This window comes from Streptomyces sp. NPDC102278, from assembly GCF_044766345.1.
GTDB lineage: Bacteria > Actinomycetota > Actinomycetes > Streptomycetales > Streptomycetaceae > Streptomyces.
In genome coordinates, this window is sequence record NZ_JBIWLV010000028.1 from 26592 (window position 1) to 41450 (window position 14859).

At 68.5% G+C, this 14859-nt stretch carries 15 protein-coding genes; 10 read left to right on the forward strand and 5 right to left on the reverse strand.

Annotated elements, in window-relative coordinates; genetic code table 11:
* Nucleotides 1-103: 103 nt before the first annotated feature.
* Together ACIRO3_RS35215 and ACIRO3_RS35220 are read left to right on the forward strand one after the other, a co-directional pair.
* Entirely contained in the window at nucleotides 104-382 is a 279-nt protein-coding gene (locus tag ACIRO3_RS35215; protein WP_030713656.1) for a GlsB/YeaQ/YmgE family stress response membrane protein, read from the forward strand.
* Between the two features lie 154 nt (nucleotides 383-536).
* Nucleotides 537-1859 (forward strand): protein kinase, encoded by a 1323-nt coding sequence (locus ACIRO3_RS35220; protein WP_404143637.1) that lies wholly within the window; start codon nucleotides 537-539, stop codon nucleotides 1857-1859.
* Nucleotides 1860-2069: 210 nt separating this feature from the next.
* Here ACIRO3_RS35220 and ACIRO3_RS35225 read toward each other — a convergent pair whose 3' ends face one another.
* Both ACIRO3_RS35225 and ACIRO3_RS35230 read right to left on the reverse strand, forming a co-directional pair.
* Nucleotides 2070-2345, reverse strand: coding sequence for an STAS domain-containing protein (locus ACIRO3_RS35225; protein ID WP_404143639.1), 276 nt, complete (start codon nucleotides 2343-2345; stop codon nucleotides 2070-2072).
* A 100-nt stretch (nucleotides 2346-2445) separates the two neighbouring features.
* A protein-coding gene (locus ACIRO3_RS35230; RefSeq protein ID WP_404143641.1) for an IS5 family transposase occupies nucleotides 2446-3254 on the reverse strand; the annotation gives its coding sequence in 2 pieces (ribosomal slippage) (nucleotides 2446-2915 and nucleotides 2915-3254; 810 coding nt in all).
* Between the two features lie 396 nt (nucleotides 3255-3650).
* Between ACIRO3_RS35230 and ACIRO3_RS35235 the strand changes: the two genes are divergently transcribed.
* Together ACIRO3_RS35235 and ACIRO3_RS35240 are read left to right on the forward strand one after the other, a co-directional pair.
* Nucleotides 3651-3899 carry an AAA family ATPase gene (locus ACIRO3_RS35235; protein ID WP_404143643.1) on the forward strand — a complete coding sequence of 83 codons (249 nt, stop codon included), beginning with the start codon at nucleotides 3651-3653 and terminating at the stop codon, nucleotides 3897-3899.
* Nucleotides 3857-4423, forward strand: a complete 567-nt coding sequence (locus ACIRO3_RS35240; protein ID WP_404143645.1) for a restriction endonuclease — start codon at nucleotides 3857-3859, stop codon at nucleotides 4421-4423. The genes ACIRO3_RS35235 and ACIRO3_RS35240 overlap by 43 nt, the downstream gene beginning before the upstream one ends.
* A 1083-nt stretch (nucleotides 4424-5506) precedes the next feature.
* On the opposite strand, the gene ACIRO3_RS35245 is transcribed toward ACIRO3_RS35240, so the two are convergent.
* Nucleotides 5507-5728 (reverse strand): hypothetical protein, encoded by a 222-nt coding sequence (locus ACIRO3_RS35245; protein ID WP_404143647.1) that lies wholly within the window; start codon nucleotides 5726-5728, stop codon nucleotides 5507-5509.
* A 535-nt stretch (nucleotides 5729-6263) separates the two neighbouring features.
* Here ACIRO3_RS35245 and ACIRO3_RS35250 point away from each other — a divergent pair.
* From ACIRO3_RS35250 to ACIRO3_RS35260, 3 genes are all read left to right on the forward strand, one after another.
* Nucleotides 6264-6398: a hypothetical protein gene (locus ACIRO3_RS35250; RefSeq protein ID WP_404143649.1), complete on the forward strand. Its 135-nt coding sequence runs from the start codon at nucleotides 6264-6266 to the stop codon at nucleotides 6396-6398.
* Nucleotides 6399-6735: 337 nt separating this feature from the next.
* A complete protein-coding gene (locus tag ACIRO3_RS35255; protein ID WP_404143651.1) occupies nucleotides 6736-7257 on the forward strand; it encodes a SigE family RNA polymerase sigma factor in 522 nt (173 codons plus the stop codon).
* Nucleotides 7254-8024: a hypothetical protein gene (locus ACIRO3_RS35260; protein WP_404143653.1), complete on the forward strand. Its 771-nt coding sequence runs from the start codon at nucleotides 7254-7256 to the stop codon at nucleotides 8022-8024. Before ACIRO3_RS35255 ends, ACIRO3_RS35260 begins: the two co-directional genes overlap by 4 nt.
* 48 nt (nucleotides 8025-8072) lie before the next feature.
* On the opposite strand, the gene ACIRO3_RS35265 is transcribed toward ACIRO3_RS35260, so the two are convergent.
* Nucleotides 8073-9386 carry a hypothetical protein gene (locus ACIRO3_RS35265; protein ID WP_404143655.1) on the reverse strand — a complete coding sequence of 438 codons (1314 nt, stop codon included), beginning with the start codon at nucleotides 9384-9386 and terminating at the stop codon, nucleotides 8073-8075.
* Between the two features lie 536 nt (nucleotides 9387-9922).
* Between ACIRO3_RS35265 and ACIRO3_RS35270 the strand changes: the two genes are divergently transcribed.
* Nucleotides 9923-10060, forward strand: a complete 138-nt coding sequence (locus ACIRO3_RS35270; RefSeq protein ID WP_404143713.1) for a hypothetical protein — start codon at nucleotides 9923-9925, stop codon at nucleotides 10058-10060.
* Nucleotides 10061-10370: 310 nt separating this feature from the next.
* On the opposite strand, the gene ACIRO3_RS35275 is transcribed toward ACIRO3_RS35270, so the two are convergent.
* A complete protein-coding gene (locus tag ACIRO3_RS35275) occupies nucleotides 10371-12698 on the reverse strand; it encodes a tetratricopeptide repeat protein (RefSeq protein WP_404143657.1) in 2328 nt (775 codons plus the stop codon).
* Nucleotides 12699-12886: 188 nt separating this feature from the next.
* Between ACIRO3_RS35275 and ACIRO3_RS35280 the strand changes: the two genes are divergently transcribed.
* Nucleotides 12887-14278, forward strand: coding sequence for a hypothetical protein (locus ACIRO3_RS35280; RefSeq protein WP_404143659.1), 1392 nt, complete (start codon nucleotides 12887-12889; stop codon nucleotides 14276-14278).
* Between the two features lie 85 nt (nucleotides 14279-14363).
* Nucleotides 14364-14771 (forward strand): hypothetical protein, encoded by a 408-nt coding sequence (locus ACIRO3_RS35285; RefSeq protein ID WP_404143661.1) that lies wholly within the window; start codon nucleotides 14364-14366, stop codon nucleotides 14769-14771.
* The last annotated feature ends 88 nt before the right edge of the window (nucleotides 14772-14859 follow it).

Consider the following 14859-nt stretch of genomic DNA (forward strand, 5'->3'; position numbering starts at 1 on the left):
TGCTGCGGCCGCGGAGGAACCCATGGGTTCCGACGTTTGGAAGTCTCCAAGCGGTGCAGACGCTCGTTGACATCGTTCTTATTCTGCGAGGTAGGAGAAGCGCATGGGCATCATTGCCTGGATCTTGATCGGCCTGCTCGCGGGCTTCATCGCGAAGGCGCTGATGCCGGGCAGGGACCCGGGCGGCGTGATCATCACGATGCTGATCGGCATCGCCGGGGGTCTCCTCGGCGGCTGGCTCGGCAAGGTCATCTTCGGCGTCGACTCCATCGATGGCTTCTTCGACCTGTCCACCTGGATCGCCGCGATCATCGGCTCCGTCATCCTTCTCGTGATCTACCGACTGGTCACCGGCAACAAGCGCAATCACCGCCACGCTTGAGCGGTCCGGTCCTGCTGCCAGACGCAACCGGCTCCCCCTCCTTTCGAAGGGGAGCCGGTTTGCTGTCGGGAGCCCAAGGCTCCCAGAGCGCGGTGCGTAGGGCCACTTGCGAGGGGTAGGGGCGCGCCACTGTCAGCGAGTAGAGGAGGACCCCATGTCAGCCCGGTCCGTCCCAGATGACGGAGTACCACCTGAACGCGACACCGTCCTGGGCGGCCGCTACCGGCTCCAGGGACCCATAGGTTCGGGAGGTACGGCGGATGTGTTCCGAGGCGTCGACGAGGTGCTGGGCCGTGAGGTGGCCGTCAAGGTGTTCCGTGCGGGCGCGGATACGGTCACGGCCGATCGCTTCTGCGACGAGGCCCGCACACTGGCCCGCCTGTCCCATCCCGCTCTCGTCACCGTCTACGACGCCGGCCGACACGGCCAAGGCGCTTTCATGGTCACAGAGTTGATCCACGGCGTCACCTTGCGCACCCGAATGGACGCGGGCCCCCTGGGCCCTGTCCAGGTCATGCGGATCGGCGCCGACATTTCCTCAGCCCTCGACCACGTTCACGCCCGCGGCGTCATCCATCACGACGTGAAACCCTCCAACATCCTCCTGGGTGAGGAGGGCTCGCCCCGCCTGGCCGACTTCGGGCTCTCTCGGACCGTGCAGGATCACTCTCACAGCGCGCCCGACACCCTCGTCGGCACCCTCGCCTACATGGCTCCGGAACAGTTCCTGGGCCAAGGCGCGAGTATGGCCAGCGACATCTACGCCCTGGGAGTCACCCTCCTGGAGGCTCTGACCGGCCGGCGCGAGTACGAGGGAACTCCCATGGAGATCGGCACCGCCCACCTCCTGCGCCGGCCCCACATACCCGACGGACTACCGGGAGACCTCGCCCGACTGCTCGAGAAGATGACCGACCAGGCCCCGACGGCACGCCCCGACGCCGCCGCCGTCCGCCAGTGCCTGCAGGACATGGCGAAAGCACCGCGACCCCGCACCCCAGCCGGCGCCGACGCCGGCACACACCGTTCCCTGTCCCTTGCCCCTGCCGCTGACGCCCCACGAACGCCCGAACCCATGAAGGATGGGGCTGCCCGAGGGCGCCGTCCGCTCTGGTGGGGCCTCGTGGCGGCGAGCGTCGCGGGCACCTGCGCGCTGGTGATGGGCGGCATCCCAGCGGGCACGAATCCACCCGTCACCGCTCCCACGCGTGAGCAGCCCTCGGCACCAAAGAGCACCGAGGTGGCAGCCCCTGCAGGATCCCACCCAACAGTGCCAACGCCGTCGCACCCCGACGCCTCGACGCTCAGCGCGCAGCCGCCGGCCGCAGCACCTTCCACTCCCCGAGAACTCCAAGAGCCCATCGGTCACTCTTCTTCCGCGCGTCCGGTCGCAGAACGCCCGTTGAAGGTTCGCGGGACGGCTAAGACGAAGGAGATCCCCGGGAAGGCCAAGGGAAAGAAGGACAAGGGGCGATGATCGACCGCCGCTCCGGAAGCGCACCAATACCCAGGAAGTGCCTGTTGCGGTCCTGCTCCCCGAGAAGCCGATGAGTTCCTCTCAGTTGTACAGCGGGGCCCCAGCAGTCGGCTCGTCGAGCGCATACGCCCCCGAGCTCTACACCCGACGTGGCAGACATGGCGTACATGGCGGGCAGCAGCGGTCCAGGCTTCTGTCCGCGTCCGGGCTTCAGATCAAGGTGAGGGCTCGTCTGGTCAGGGAAGGGGAAGGGCCCGGGCGCTGGGCAGGCCCGTCGGCGATGGTCAGCACCGCGTCCATACCGGTGAGCCGCAGGAGCTGGGTGACCCGGCCAGGGAGGGGGCCGGCCAGGATCAGGCGTCCCGTGCGGTGAAGGAAGACGAGGAGATTGAGCAGGAAGGAGTCGGCGAAACTCACGTGCGACATGTCAAGGATGACCCGCCGGACGGACGGATCCACCGCGGCGGCCTGCGTGGCCGCAGCCAACGGAGCGGCACATGATCACCCGCGCCCCGTTCTCGTCAGGTAGTACCTCTACGTGGTCGCCTTGAATAGTCGTCTCCTCCACATAGAGCTCGTAACACGATCATGGGTGGGCCTTCTTGAGGCGTCGCCAGCAGATGAGGCTGCAGGCGAGGGAGACGAAGGCGTCGTGGAGTTCGGTGCGGCGTTCCCAGCGGACGGCGATGCGTTTGAACTGGTGGAGCAGGGCGAAGGTCTGCTCGACGACGTAGCGGAGCTTGCCTGTGCCCTTGATGTTCGGGCAGCCCTTGCGGGAGATCACGGGCAGAATCCGGCGCTGACGCAGCTCTTCGCGGTTGGGGTTGGAGTCGTAGCCCTTGTCACCGAGGAGGGCTTCGGGGCGTCGGCGGGGGCGGCCGGGCCTGCCCGCGACGGGCGGAATGCCGTCGACCAGGGCGAGGGTCTGGGTGACGTCGTTGACGTTGGCCGCGGTGGTGATGACCTTGAGCGGGGTGCCGCGTCCGTCGCAGATCAGATGGTGTTTGCTGCCTGTCTTGCGCCGGTCGACCGGCGACGGGCCGGTGTCGACACCCCATTTTTCGCCCGGATGTGGGAGCCGTCCACGCAGGCACGTGACCAGTCGATCCGGCCGGCTGCGTTCAGCTCGGCGAGAAGCACGCGGTGCAGTTGGTCGAAGACCCCGGCCTTCTGCCATCGGTCCAGACGGCGCCAGCAGGGCAGCCCCGAGCCGAACCCAAGTTCCAGTGGCAGGTGTTGCCAGGCTATGTCGTTGTAGAGGACGTAGAGGATGCCCTGGAGGCAGAGCCGGTCCGCCACGGGCCGTGGCCCGGGGGACCGCGCGGGCCACGGCGGCAGCAGCGGCTCGATCACCGCCCACAAGTCGTCGTTCACGATCCACGGCCGAGTACTCACACCATCACGAACGGCCGAATCATCAGACTGGTCACGCCCGACCAGGAACTCTCAAGAAGATCGTGTTACGAGCTCTTAGGTACTGGTTGCAAGTCCGGCAGGGTGGGGGAGATCCACTGAGCATATGTGGGGTCATCCCGAGTAGGGGGTGGCCGTTTTCAAAGAGCCTGATCAGGGCGGCCGAACAGTCACCGGCGCGCCACTTGCGCTGCGCTCGGGGCGCGCGACGGCGAAGTGCGCCGTGCTGTGGGCAGAAAGCTGGGGCGGGTGTCAGTGGCCGCGCGCATACTGGCGAATCAAGCCAATGCCGTGCGGCTGTGGCGGCCTCCTGCTGATGGGAGGTGCGGCGCTGTCGGCTGATTGTTCGCGGCAGCGAAGCCCTGAGGGGGGAAGCCGATGCTGCTGCACGCGGTAGAGATCGACACGTTCCGCAACTTCACCAACAAGCAGACCATGATGGTCGATGCGGGTGTGACCTGCTTGATCGGTAAGAACGAGTCGGGCAAGACCACGATCGTCGGATGGATTCTCGCGCGACTGGGGAGCTGTAGAGCGCATAAACATCCGGAGCGGGGAGGGGGCAGACCGTGGGAGCTGGAACGGTGCTGCTGGTCGTCTTTGCGGTCTTGGTCGCCGGGGGTATGACGGGGAAGCTGTTGCGCGCCGGGCGCCGGGAGGCCGAGGCGGAGAAGCTCCGGCTCGCGGAGCAGGCGCGCATCCACGCGGTGCGGTCGATGGAGGCGATCTGGTTGTTGGGAGACCGGGAGTTCGAGGAGTTTGTCGCGGAGTTGTGTCGCAGGGACCGGTGCACCGAGGTCCGTCGGGTAGGTGGTGCGAACGATCTGGGCGCCGATGTGATTGGCCGGCTGCCCGACGGGAGGAAGATCGTGGTGCAGTGCAAGCGGTATGCCAAGCACCGCACGGTCGGCAGCCCGGACCTTCAGAAGTTCAACGGCACCGTCCGCGACGAGCACGGAGCGGATGTCCCGCTCTTCGTCGCGTCATGCAAGTTCACCAAGCAGGCCCGCGCCTTCGCCCCCCGCCACGGCCTGGTGCTCGTCGACGTCGACCTGCTCGGCTTCTGGAACAGTGGCACGACCCTGACCTCCCTGCTCGACCTTGACATCGGCCGGTCCCGTACCAACCGGAAGCTAGCGCCGGACAGCTGAGTCCTCAGGCCGCTCAGCGGCTGCTGTCGATGACCGTCCAGCAGTGGCCGCAGCGGGGTGCCGTGGCGGGACGAAGGGTCGGCAGGAGCCGGGTGGGTGTTCAACGCCTCATTCACCTGGTGGGCCGCTGTCGGGGCGGGTCCCTGCGGCCACGTCGTGCGAGCATAACGCCCAGGTTGGGAGCGTCCGGACTTGGAGGAGGGCCCGTCGAGTTGGGCCGCATCACCTCTGCCCTCGAGCGTGAGGCCGAAAAGAGGGTCGGACGGTGAGCTGGGCGAGGTTGGGTCGGCCCAGGAAGACGGGCGACTGCTTTGTCTCTTGCTGGGCTTCGATCTGGGCGATCTTGTCTTCGGCGGCGGCGAGGCTGGTGGACAGTCCTTCGACTTCGCCAAACCACCTCTCTCGTTCGGCTTTGGCGATTATGTCCTTGCGTGGGCAGTTCCCACCGCGCGTGGCTGGAGCCGACCCGCATCAGCTACCTTGCCAGCAACCTGACCCTCGCCGATCTCAGCACCCGTGTCCCGCTGGGGAAGTCCAAACTCTCCGAGCTGATGCGCGGTATCGGCCTCTACCCCCGATGGGAACTCATCGCCGGGATCACCGTCATCCTGAACATGCCGGTCTGGCCCCTGCAACGGCTGTGGCGGCAGGCCGCACGTCATGGTGCTGCGCCGCCCTTTACGGGTTCACGCCCGAGGAGACCTCCGCCCTGCTCGGCCTCCCCAAGCCGATGGTCCAGTCCTCCGAGCGATACGCCGAACGGTTTCTGGAAAGCGTCTTCAACCCGGCACCCGAGACCGAAGGGCCCACCGAATGACACCTGTACAAGAGCTGCTCTCCCGAGCGCTGCTCGTCCGTGACCGCACCGTGCCCCGGGACATCGTCCAGCCCCCCGCCTTCCCCCACGACACCGGCACCGGCCCGCACGCCACACCAGTGCCTGTCACACCGGCGAACCCTCACCCCGGCAGCGGCTTCGGCTCCGCGGCCGAGGACCTGCGAATCCTGTGCGAGACGCTCGTCAACCACACCCCCGCCGACGCCGGCTTCGTCACCGACCAGGTACCCGAACCCAGCAGCGCCCTAGCCCTGGCCTGCGTTCTGCAGCTGACCGAGAGCGACGACGGCGCCGGGTTCTGGTGGCAGTACGCGGCCGGCGCCGGACAGCCCGCCGCCGCCTACTGCCTCTACCTCCACCACTTGGCGCTCGGCGAGGATGACGCTGCCCGCTGGTGGCACCGCCAGACCGACGACGTCCAACCCACGCCGCAGCACCCCGGACGACCGCATCACCAGCGCTTCCACTACTACAGTCCTGCGGGTCCTGCACCACCTGGCCCGCCAGATCGCCCGTCCCGGCTCAGCCACGGTCACCGGGCTCATGGATTACATGCCCACCGCCGTCGCCACCGGCTACCTCCGCGCCCCCGACATGGAACTCCCGATGCTCGGACCCGACTTCGCCGTCCGCATCCGCGACCTGCTTGCCGAGGTTTGCGACCGGCCCGGCCCCCAGCACCCTGCCCGAACGCCTCGCCGGCCCGGGCCGCGCGGGCCGCGCGGGCCGGGGCCCGTTCGGCAGCAGAGGGTGGCACCGGGCGTGTGGGGAGGCCGCCACCGGCTGACCGCGACACCGCCCGGGCGGTTCAGCCGCCCGGGCGCGCGTGGCCGAGGCCCGGCCGGAGCGGACGCAGCCGGAGGTGCTGCTGTCCCTCGCAAGCCCGGACGACATCCTCCGCAGGGCGCGGGTGAGGTTGTCCGGGGCGACACGGTGCCCACCTGCACGACGGCTGAAACGCGAGTCCCGCTCGGCAGCGTGCCAACGCGGATGTCAGTCCGCGTGAAACCGACTCTGCCTCCATATCGGAGCTACTGGAAGCCTGCATCCGGCGGAGGCTGGAACCTCGTCAACGCCAACTCGGGCAAGTACCTGGAGATCACCGCAGGGGCGCTCGGCGCCCTGGGGGTCTCGTAGCTCATGGCGCCGACCGTAATGATGTACGCCGACGAGCACCAGGCCGTCACCGACGAGCGTCGACACCGGACTGCCGGATCGTCCCGCCGCACCAGCCGCCGCAGACGCACCGGCGGGGTCGGTGACGTACCTCCCCCGACAACGGGGCCCTCACCGCTCAGTGGGACTGCAACGGTTCCCCCGCGCAGAATGGACCTGACGCCATCTCTTCGCACATGTTCCCGACCGGGACCACCGGGCAGACCGTTCTCTCCGGCAGCCGTGAGGAATTCGCCCGGCGAGCCCCCAACGAAACGGTCCCGTCGTTCGTGACATCACATGAGGGGGTCGAAGCCGAATGGCGAAGAAGTGGTCACTACTGCTCACCGAGCTGGTCCAGGTCCGTGGCTCCGCCTTGAACCGCTACGGCTTCCTGCTGTGCGGGGACCGAGCGGAGGCCGCCGACCTCGTCCAGGAAGCCCTGGTCAGGGTCTTCGCGCAGCCTCGTGCATCCTGGGACATGGGAGACGCCGAGGCCTACGTGCGGCGCACCATGCTGAACTACTTCATCGACCAGCACCGTCGGCGCGCCCGGTTCGCGACAGCGACGCCGCAGCTGATCCAGTCGACGGTGGCGGCGGAACACAGCGAGGGCGTGGGGCTGCGGATCGACCTCCTTGCCGCCCTGACGCGGCTGTCGCCGAGGCAACGTGCATGTGTGGTCCTGCGCTACTACGAAGACTGCACCGTGCCCGCCATCGCGAGCCAGCTGAGCTGCAGCGAAGGCACGGTCAAAAGCCACCTCAGCGACGCGCTGGCCCGGCTGGGCGCAGCCCTCGGCACGTCGCGTACTGAGGTTGAGGGAGACACGAGGCCATGATGGGACCGGAAGATCTTCGCGCGCAGTTGTCCGTAACGGCGGAACTCGCCGGAACTCCGAATATCGACACCGACCGAGTGGTGGGCAGAGTGCGCCGGCGTCGGACGGCTCGCTTCACGGTCCAGGGATGCGCGGTTCTGGCGTTGGCGGCCGCGGGCACTTTCGGTGTCCTGCAGTGGAACGGGGGTCCTTCGCGGGCCGTCGACGCCGCCGGATCCGGAGCGGGCACCGGCGCCGTGAGCGCTTCCCCCTCGGCGGGCACGTCCGGCGCTCCGGCACCGGGCCCGTACGTGTGCGGTCAGAGCCCCGATCTTTCCGGAGCGGCCTCGACGCGCGACGGTCTGACTTTGGAGCTCGACTCCGTCCGGCGGACGAGCGATCAGGCCGGCCCCGAGATCGTGGTGTCACTTCGTTCCGACACGCCACGCACCGTCGTCTCCACCCCGTCGGCGAGTATCGAGGTGCTCTACCTCAAGGACGGCGTCATTCGAGGTGGGGGCCCGATGCTTAACCCGCCCGGTGACCTCTCGCCGCAGGGCACCGACATGATCGGGCGTCCCGTCGACCTGGAGCCGGGACACCCGGACGTCCAACAACTGGGCGAACGCAACGCGCTCTGCCCATCGTCGTCGTGGTCTGAGGTGTGGAGCGATCCAGCGGACTACGAGGTCGTCGTCGTGCTGCGGCAGCCGATCGAGACCCCTGCCGCACAGCCTGCGCCGGATACCACACCACTGCTCGTGGTGCGCGCTCCGCTCGCCCGCTGAGGCGGCTCCCCCGAGCCGGGAAGGGCTCGGGGGAGCCGCGGTCCACCGCTACGGCGCCAGCTGCAAGCCCCACGTGTTGTATATGTCGATCACTTCGGTCCACCGGATGGTGCTGCCGCCGCCCCAGCTGTTGATGCAACGGGCCTGGCGGGTGCTGCCGGTGATGCCGAAGACGAGCCCACCGCTGTCACCGCCCCTGATGGCCGTGCTGCCGTTCACCTGCGTCCCCTCGACACCCCGGTGATCGACCCCGTTGCTTCCCGTCCAGGACTTGTCCTGGTTGACGACCTTTATGTCGCACACGACGCCCGAGGTATAGCCGTCCTGGCACACATAGTCGCCTTTGTGCGAGTACGCGGAGCCGGTCAGCGCAAAGGTGAAGGAGTCGTTGACGGGGCCGCCCCACTCCCGCCCGGCGGTGACGTCCGTATTGGTGGTGTCGACGGCAATGGCGTCCCAGAGGTTGGCCCTCGCGGTGACCTGGCCGATGTAGTTGCGGCCGCCACCCTGCCAGCCCGTGTACACACTGTTGCCGTCGGAGAAGCAGTGCGCCGCAGTGATCAAGTACGAACGGTTGTCGGACTTGCGTCGCGTGGGCACGCCGGAGGTACAGCTGTAGCCACTGGTTTGGCTGGTGTTGGTGAGTGCGGCGCCCGCAATCCAGGCAGGGGTGTCCCTCAGTCGGGACATGTCGGAGCCGCCGACAGCGGGTTCGACCACCATTTCCACCGCACCGAACATCGTGGCGCGCGTCGCGTTCGGTTGAGCCGCGAGCTTTCTCCGTGCGCTCGCGACATCCTTCACTCCCAGGTGCAGCGCACTGCCGTCCGGCGGCACCGTCACGCTTTCGATGCCGGCGTCGAGCTGCCCCCTCGCCTGGAGCAGGCGATCACGTGCCGTGTGCATCGCCTGGCGCGTGTTCTTCCCTTGCCTGATCCGGGCGAGCCCCGTGTCGATCTCCGGGTCCACCTTCTTGGCCGCTGCCAGGAACTTCCGCTCTTGCCCCGGATCGGTCAGGTAGATGGTGACCGTTTGCGTGTTGGCGTCAAGCTCGATGCCGGAAAAGATGCCGGCCTCCCCGGACCGGCCTGCGGAGTCGGCGGCGTGGGCCAGCTCGCGCAGCGGGCCAGCAGCTTCGCCTGGTCCGCCGGCGCCATCGCGGCGATCTCGGGATCGGTCAGTACGGGGTGTGCCAGCGGAGCCGAGGATGCCGGGAGCGCCCCGGCGACCAGCGCAAGCGCGGCCGTACCCAACCCGATTGCCATCTTCAGAGATGTGCTCACGAACTCCCCTATTGATCGTGAAGCATGGCGACGCGTGGCCATGCGGAAAGTCCCGCGGCGGACCTGTGGTGCGGCACATCTAGTGCAACCACTCGGCTCGCCGCCAACTGACCTTCAACCTAGCCAATCTGACGTCCAATCAAGAGGCAAATTCGAACCTATGCTTGAGTGTTGCGATATGAGAGGAAACAACAGCTAAGCGTGACTTCTTCGATCCTTCAGAATCGGGTGACGGACGCATCACGCCGCTTTAGTGCCCGGGACCGTGATGCGGGCCCTCGTGGCCGCCGGAGACCTCGGCCACGATCTGCACATCGCACACGCCCCCAGCACCGCCAACACCTGGGCGCAGTGCCTCCTCGTCCTGATCACCACCGACATCCATGCAACTCCGCCTGGCAGAAGACGCGCTCGCGGCAGTTCCGCACCGGCCTCTAGCTAGCTCAATGGATCCACACCTACACCCAGGTCAAAGAGCAGCTGCCCTACCGGCACGAGCACGCCATCCCCGGCTTCGTCCGCCGCCACACGGGCAACCTCACCCACCGCGACATCCACCTCTGGCGGCTGCTGGCAACCACCGTCATCGCAGCCGAAATCGCGCTACCCGCCGCGCTGCTCTTCCCAAGGACGACGCCGTACGCAGCCGCCGCCGGCATCGCGATGCATATCGCCTTCACCTGCCTCAAGCCCCGGCAGCTCATCACTTTCTCCGGCCTCACCACCGGCACCTACTTTGCCTTCACAGCCTGAGAATCGCCCCGCGGAGGCGCCACTGGAAGGCGAGCAGAGCTCTGTTGGCTTTGTCGCCGATCTCGCCCAGAATGCGGGCACCGACATGGGGGGCCGATCCCCGGAAAGCTCAGCATGATCGCCGCGTCCGGGTGCGTCCGAAACGCCTCCTCCGTGGCCAGCGCCAGGTCGTCGACCGCCTCGCAGGCCGCATCCATCCACCGCAGCAGGCCCTCCAAACAGGCCGACGGCGTCGGGCACGCACTTCACGGTTGATGCGCAGAGCGACTGTTCCCGTGCGTTACGCAGGAGGCGGCAACAGCGAAAGCTGTTACGGCACTTCAGGCTGGGAGGGGTGCGCGAGTCGGTGGAGGTGGTCTGCGGCTTCGTGTTGGCGGGGGTTGTCCAGTCGGACGAGGCCGTGGTGTGCGGCGGTCAGCGTTTCGTGGGCCGCTTCGGGGCGGTCGAGGTGGCGCAGGACGACGCCCAGGTCGAGACGGGCCGGTTCGCTCCAGGCCGGCATGCGGGCCGCTTCGAAGTGGGTGAGGGCGTAGCGCAGGTGGGTTTCGGCCTCGTTCCATCGGCCCAGGGCGGCGAGGTCGTTGCCGATGTGCTGCCGGGTCACCGCGAGGTAGAGGCCGATGAGTTCGGGTGGCTGCCCGGGGACGCCGGCCCGGCAGACGGCTTCGCTGCGCCGGTGGATGACCAGGGCCTCTCCGGCGCGGCCGGCCTCGCGCAGGTGGTGGCCGAGGGTGTTGAGGGCGGTGAGTTCGGCGAGGCGTCCCTCCTCGCCGGTTCGGCGGAGGTGGTCGGCGGCCTGCCGGAGCCGGGCGATGGACTCGTCGGTGCGGCCGAGCCGGTGGAGCGCTCCGGCCGCGTAGCCCAGGGCCCAGCCGGTTTGGAGCTGGTCGGCGGCCTCGCGGGCTACGGCCAGGGCGGCTTCCGCGCTGCTCAGGGCTGCGGGGTGGTCGTAGAGGCACATGCTGTAGGCCCAGGCGAGGTGGTTGAGGTGCACGGCCTCGTCGCGCCCGCCGCCCAGGGCGCGGGCGGCGGAGACGGCCCATCCGAAGACCTGCGCCCACAGTTCCCAGTGCGGGGTGCGGTCGGAGAACCAGTGCATCGCGTCGGCGGTGTCGACGACCTGCCGGTGCAGTCCGGCGGCGTGGGCCCGGCCCAGGGCGGCGAACCACTGGGCCCGTTCGGCCTCCAGCCAGCTCCGTGCCCGCTCCCGGTCGACAGGCGCCGTCGCGGGGTCCGGGTCCGGGTCGGGTTGCGCGCCGGGGCGGGGTCCGGTGTCGAAGCACCGCGCGGCGGCGGCGGCCCGGCGCAGGGTCCACCGGTCCGACCGGAGCCGGGCGGCGGTGATGTGCGCGGGATCGTCCTCTTCGGCCAGCCGCTCGGCCGCGAACAGGCGCAGGAGGTCGTGGAAGCGGTAGCGGTCCGCGGTGGGATGGGGCTGGAGCAGTCCGGCGGCCGTCAAACGCTCTGCGCACCGCTCGGCCTGACGGACCGGCAGATCTGCGAGCAGGGCCGCGATCTCAGGGCTGAAGTGGACCCCTTCGGCGAGCGAGGCGCGGCGGAAGATGATCTGCTCGGCCGGGCTCAACTGCCGGTAGGAGAGGGCGAAGGCGGCCCGGATCCGCAGCGAGCCGGCCTCCAGGCGGTCGAGTCGGGTGTCGTGGCCGGTGAGCCGGGTGACGAGCTTGGCGATGGTCTCGCCCGGCCGGGCGGCCAGCCGCTGGGCGGCGATGCGGATGGCCAGCGGCAGCCCGCCGCACAGCTCCGCGAGATCCCGGGCGGCCTGGCTCTCCCGGCGGACCCGGTCGGGCCCGATGACGCGGGTGAGCAGGTCGACGGCTTCCTCGCGGCGCAGTAGGGCGAGTTCGGGCCGGTGTACGGATTCCAGGCCGGCCAGGGCGTTGCGGCTGGTCACCAGGGTGAGCGAGGGACCGTGGCCGGGCAGCAGCGGCCGGACCTGGTCCTCGTCGGCCGCGTTGTCCAGCAGGAGGAGGACCCGGCGGTCGCGTAGTAGGGAGCGCAGCAGGCCGCAGCGGTCGGCGGTGGCAGAGGGGACGGCGCCGGCGCCGAGGGCGCGCAGCAGTCGAGCGAGCGCGTCGCGCGGCGGGGTGGGCCGCGGGTCCATGCCACGCAGGTCCACGGCGAACTGCCCGTGGGGGAAGCGGGGCGCGAGGGCGTGGGCCGCGTGGACGGCGAAGGCGGTCTTGCCCAGGCCGGGCTGCCCGCAGACCACCGCGACGGTCGGGCCGACTGGGCCGGCCGGGTCGGCCGGGTCGAGGCGCTCGGTCAGGGCGCGGAGCCGGTCCAGGGCGGGGCCGCGTGCGGTGAAGTCGCCGATATCGCGCGGCAGTGCGAGCGTGTGGTGCCCGGCGGGCGATGTCTCCGGCGCGTCTGCCGGGAGCGCGGTACGGGGGCGGCCGAGGCTGGCGGCCTCTTCCAGTTCCCGGCCGCCGGCTGCGTCCAGTTCCAGCGCCTCGGCGAGGGCCCGTACGGTACGGCGCTGCGGCCCGCGAGCGCGCCCGCGCTCCAGGTTCGACAGCGCCCGCACACTGATCCCTGCCCGCTGCGCCAGCAGCTCCTGGCTGACCCCCGCCCGGGTGCGCAGCGCGCGCAGCCGCGCCCCGAACTCTGTGTCGCCCACAGCTGTGTTCTCCCCCTGAGCGGTGTGGTCCGGCCGGGACGGCGCCCCCTGCCGGTAGAAGTATGCAGGGGCCACTTCTACCGGTGCGACTTCCTGGTGCCCGCGTGCGCCTCGGGGTTGGCTTGAGGCGTCCGGGGGTGCGGGCTCCACCCGGCCCTCTCGTCGCACTCTTCTGAGAGAGATCACCCATGAGTCGGAACAAGAAGACGGGCGGGCGTGCCGCGCGCACGACGGCTGTCGTGGCCTCGCTGGCCTGCGCCGGAAGTCTGATGGCCGTGGTGTACACGTCCAATGCCCAGGCCACGCCGGCCGACGGCACGTCTGCCGGGGCGAACCGGCCGTCGCCCGAGGCCCTGCTGCGGGAGGAGATCTCCAAGGCGGCTAACGCGCTGTACGACACCGCCCACCGGGACCCGCGCACCGGATACGCCGGTATCGTGGTCGCGGCGCAGGACGGCGGCTACACGCTGAACTGGAAGGGCGTGGTTCCGCAGTCGGTCACCCGGCTGATCGAAGCCCAGCGCGCGAGCGGGCTCACGGTGTCCGTGAAAGCTTCCCGGTACACCTCCAGGGAACTGAACGACCGGGCACGCGCGATCGCCGCCTCCAAGGCCACGATCGGCGGTGCGGCGATCACCAGCGTCGGCCCGAACGGTGACGGCAACTCGCTGAACATCACGGTGGCCCCCCGTACCGCTCCCGGCGCCGCCGCGAGTCTGACCGCGGAAAGCCTTCGGTCCGTATCCGCCCACCTGCCGGAATCCCTCACCGGAGGAATTCCGGTACATCTCACGGAGAGAGCGGCGGCCGTTTCCATTGCCTCTCCGCCCGGTCGCGGTAACAGTGCATTGCAGCGGAATGCCGATGCTCCCCCTTGGATTGGGGGATCCGTCATCCGGATCGGGAACGGAACATGCACCAGCGGTTTCAATGTGTACGACCCCAACACCCAAAAGAATTACATGCTCACAGCGGCACACTGCGGAAAAGTGAAGGATATCGTCCGCAACGGCGAATCATCCGCAACCCTGGGCACGCTGGTCGACGAGGAAGAATGGCTGGACTCCGCTCTCGTGGAATATGGGGCGGGAGGTATTACCCACGCCGCGCTTGGGCGTATCTATTCCGGCTACGGCGTAGCCCGCGCCGGCTTCGAATGGAGGGGGGTGGCCGCCGCCCGCCGCTCCTTCATCGGCGAGGAGAACATCTGCACTAGCGGGGCACTCATGGGGGAGGTCTGCGGCGGAAGAATCGTGAACAAGGACGTGCTGATAACTCCCGGCGGAGCGCCGACGGCCAGCGTCGACGAGGTCTGGCAGATCGCCAAGGTGGCCATGGCGGGATCTGGTGACAGTGGAGGCCCCGCATACGTGCGGACACTTTCCGGAGACGTTTCTCCCCGCGGCGTGCTATCCGCGACGGCGCCTGATGGAGGGCGTCACTCCTGCCACAATCCACTCAACTTCGGCACTCGCCCGTCGTGCAACTCCACCGTGTACATCACGAAGATCCTGGATTCCATGGACGAACACGTCAGGAATTTGAACTCTGTGAACGCGCTGCAGATCAAAACCCATTAGCAACCGTGAATCCGAGGCGCCCCAGGATCCTCCGGTCCAGCGGATCACGTTACGACGCACATGAATTGAAAGAGATGTGACAAACATGAAGAAAATAATGGCGGGCGTGGCCGTCGCCATTTTCGTCGCGGGAGCCGCACTGGCGGGATCTCCGGCCCAGGCTGCGAAGCCCGGTGAATGCATCGCAGGGGGCGGACAAAATCACCTCTGCAAGTACATGCCCCTTATGAGAGATCTGCCGGGTGGCGGAAGGGAAACGTTCATCGTCGGCACCGATGAGGCGATATGGACGCGATGGGTAGACGGCGGCAGCAACGCATGGAGCGACTGGCATTCCTTCGGAGGTGTTTCGAGGAGCGAGGTGTTCATCGAAAGCCACTGGGAAGGAAATAAATTCGTCAGCGTCATCACCCACCTCGGAACGGACGGAAATCCGTATTCGAGGAAGCGACCGGATCTCGGGCAGTCCTGGACCGGCTGGTACCGAAGCTGACACCACGTGCGAGGCACTCCGTGACGCCGCGGCCGGACGGCTCTCCAGAGCCGGTCCGGCCCTGGAGCGCCGACCGCACAGCAGATCA

Coding starts and splice junctions, on each gene's coding strand:
- ACIRO3_RS35260 (WP_404143653.1), top strand. CDS start 7,254: ATGATGGGACCGGAAGATCTTCGCGCGCAGTTGTCCGTAACGGCGGAA.
- ACIRO3_RS35280 (WP_404143659.1), top strand. CDS start 12,887: ATGAGTCGGAACAAGAAGACGGGCGGGCGTGCCGCGCGCACGACGGCT.
- ACIRO3_RS35285 (WP_404143661.1), top strand. CDS start 14,364: ATGAAGAAAATAATGGCGGGCGTGGCCGTCGCCATTTTCGTCGCGGGA.
- ACIRO3_RS35255 (WP_404143651.1), top strand. CDS start 6,736: ATGGCGAAGAAGTGGTCACTACTGCTCACCGAGCTGGTCCAGGTCCGT.
- ACIRO3_RS35215 (WP_030713656.1), top strand. CDS start 104: ATGGGCATCATTGCCTGGATCTTGATCGGCCTGCTCGCGGGCTTCATC.
- ACIRO3_RS35265 (WP_404143655.1), bottom strand. CDS start 9,386: ATGTGCCGCACCACAGGTCCGCCGCGGGACTTTCCGCATGGCCACGCG.
- ACIRO3_RS35235 (WP_404143643.1), top strand. CDS start 3,651: ATGCTGCTGCACGCGGTAGAGATCGACACGTTCCGCAACTTCACCAAC.
- ACIRO3_RS35220 (WP_404143637.1), top strand. CDS start 537: ATGTCAGCCCGGTCCGTCCCAGATGACGGAGTACCACCTGAACGCGAC.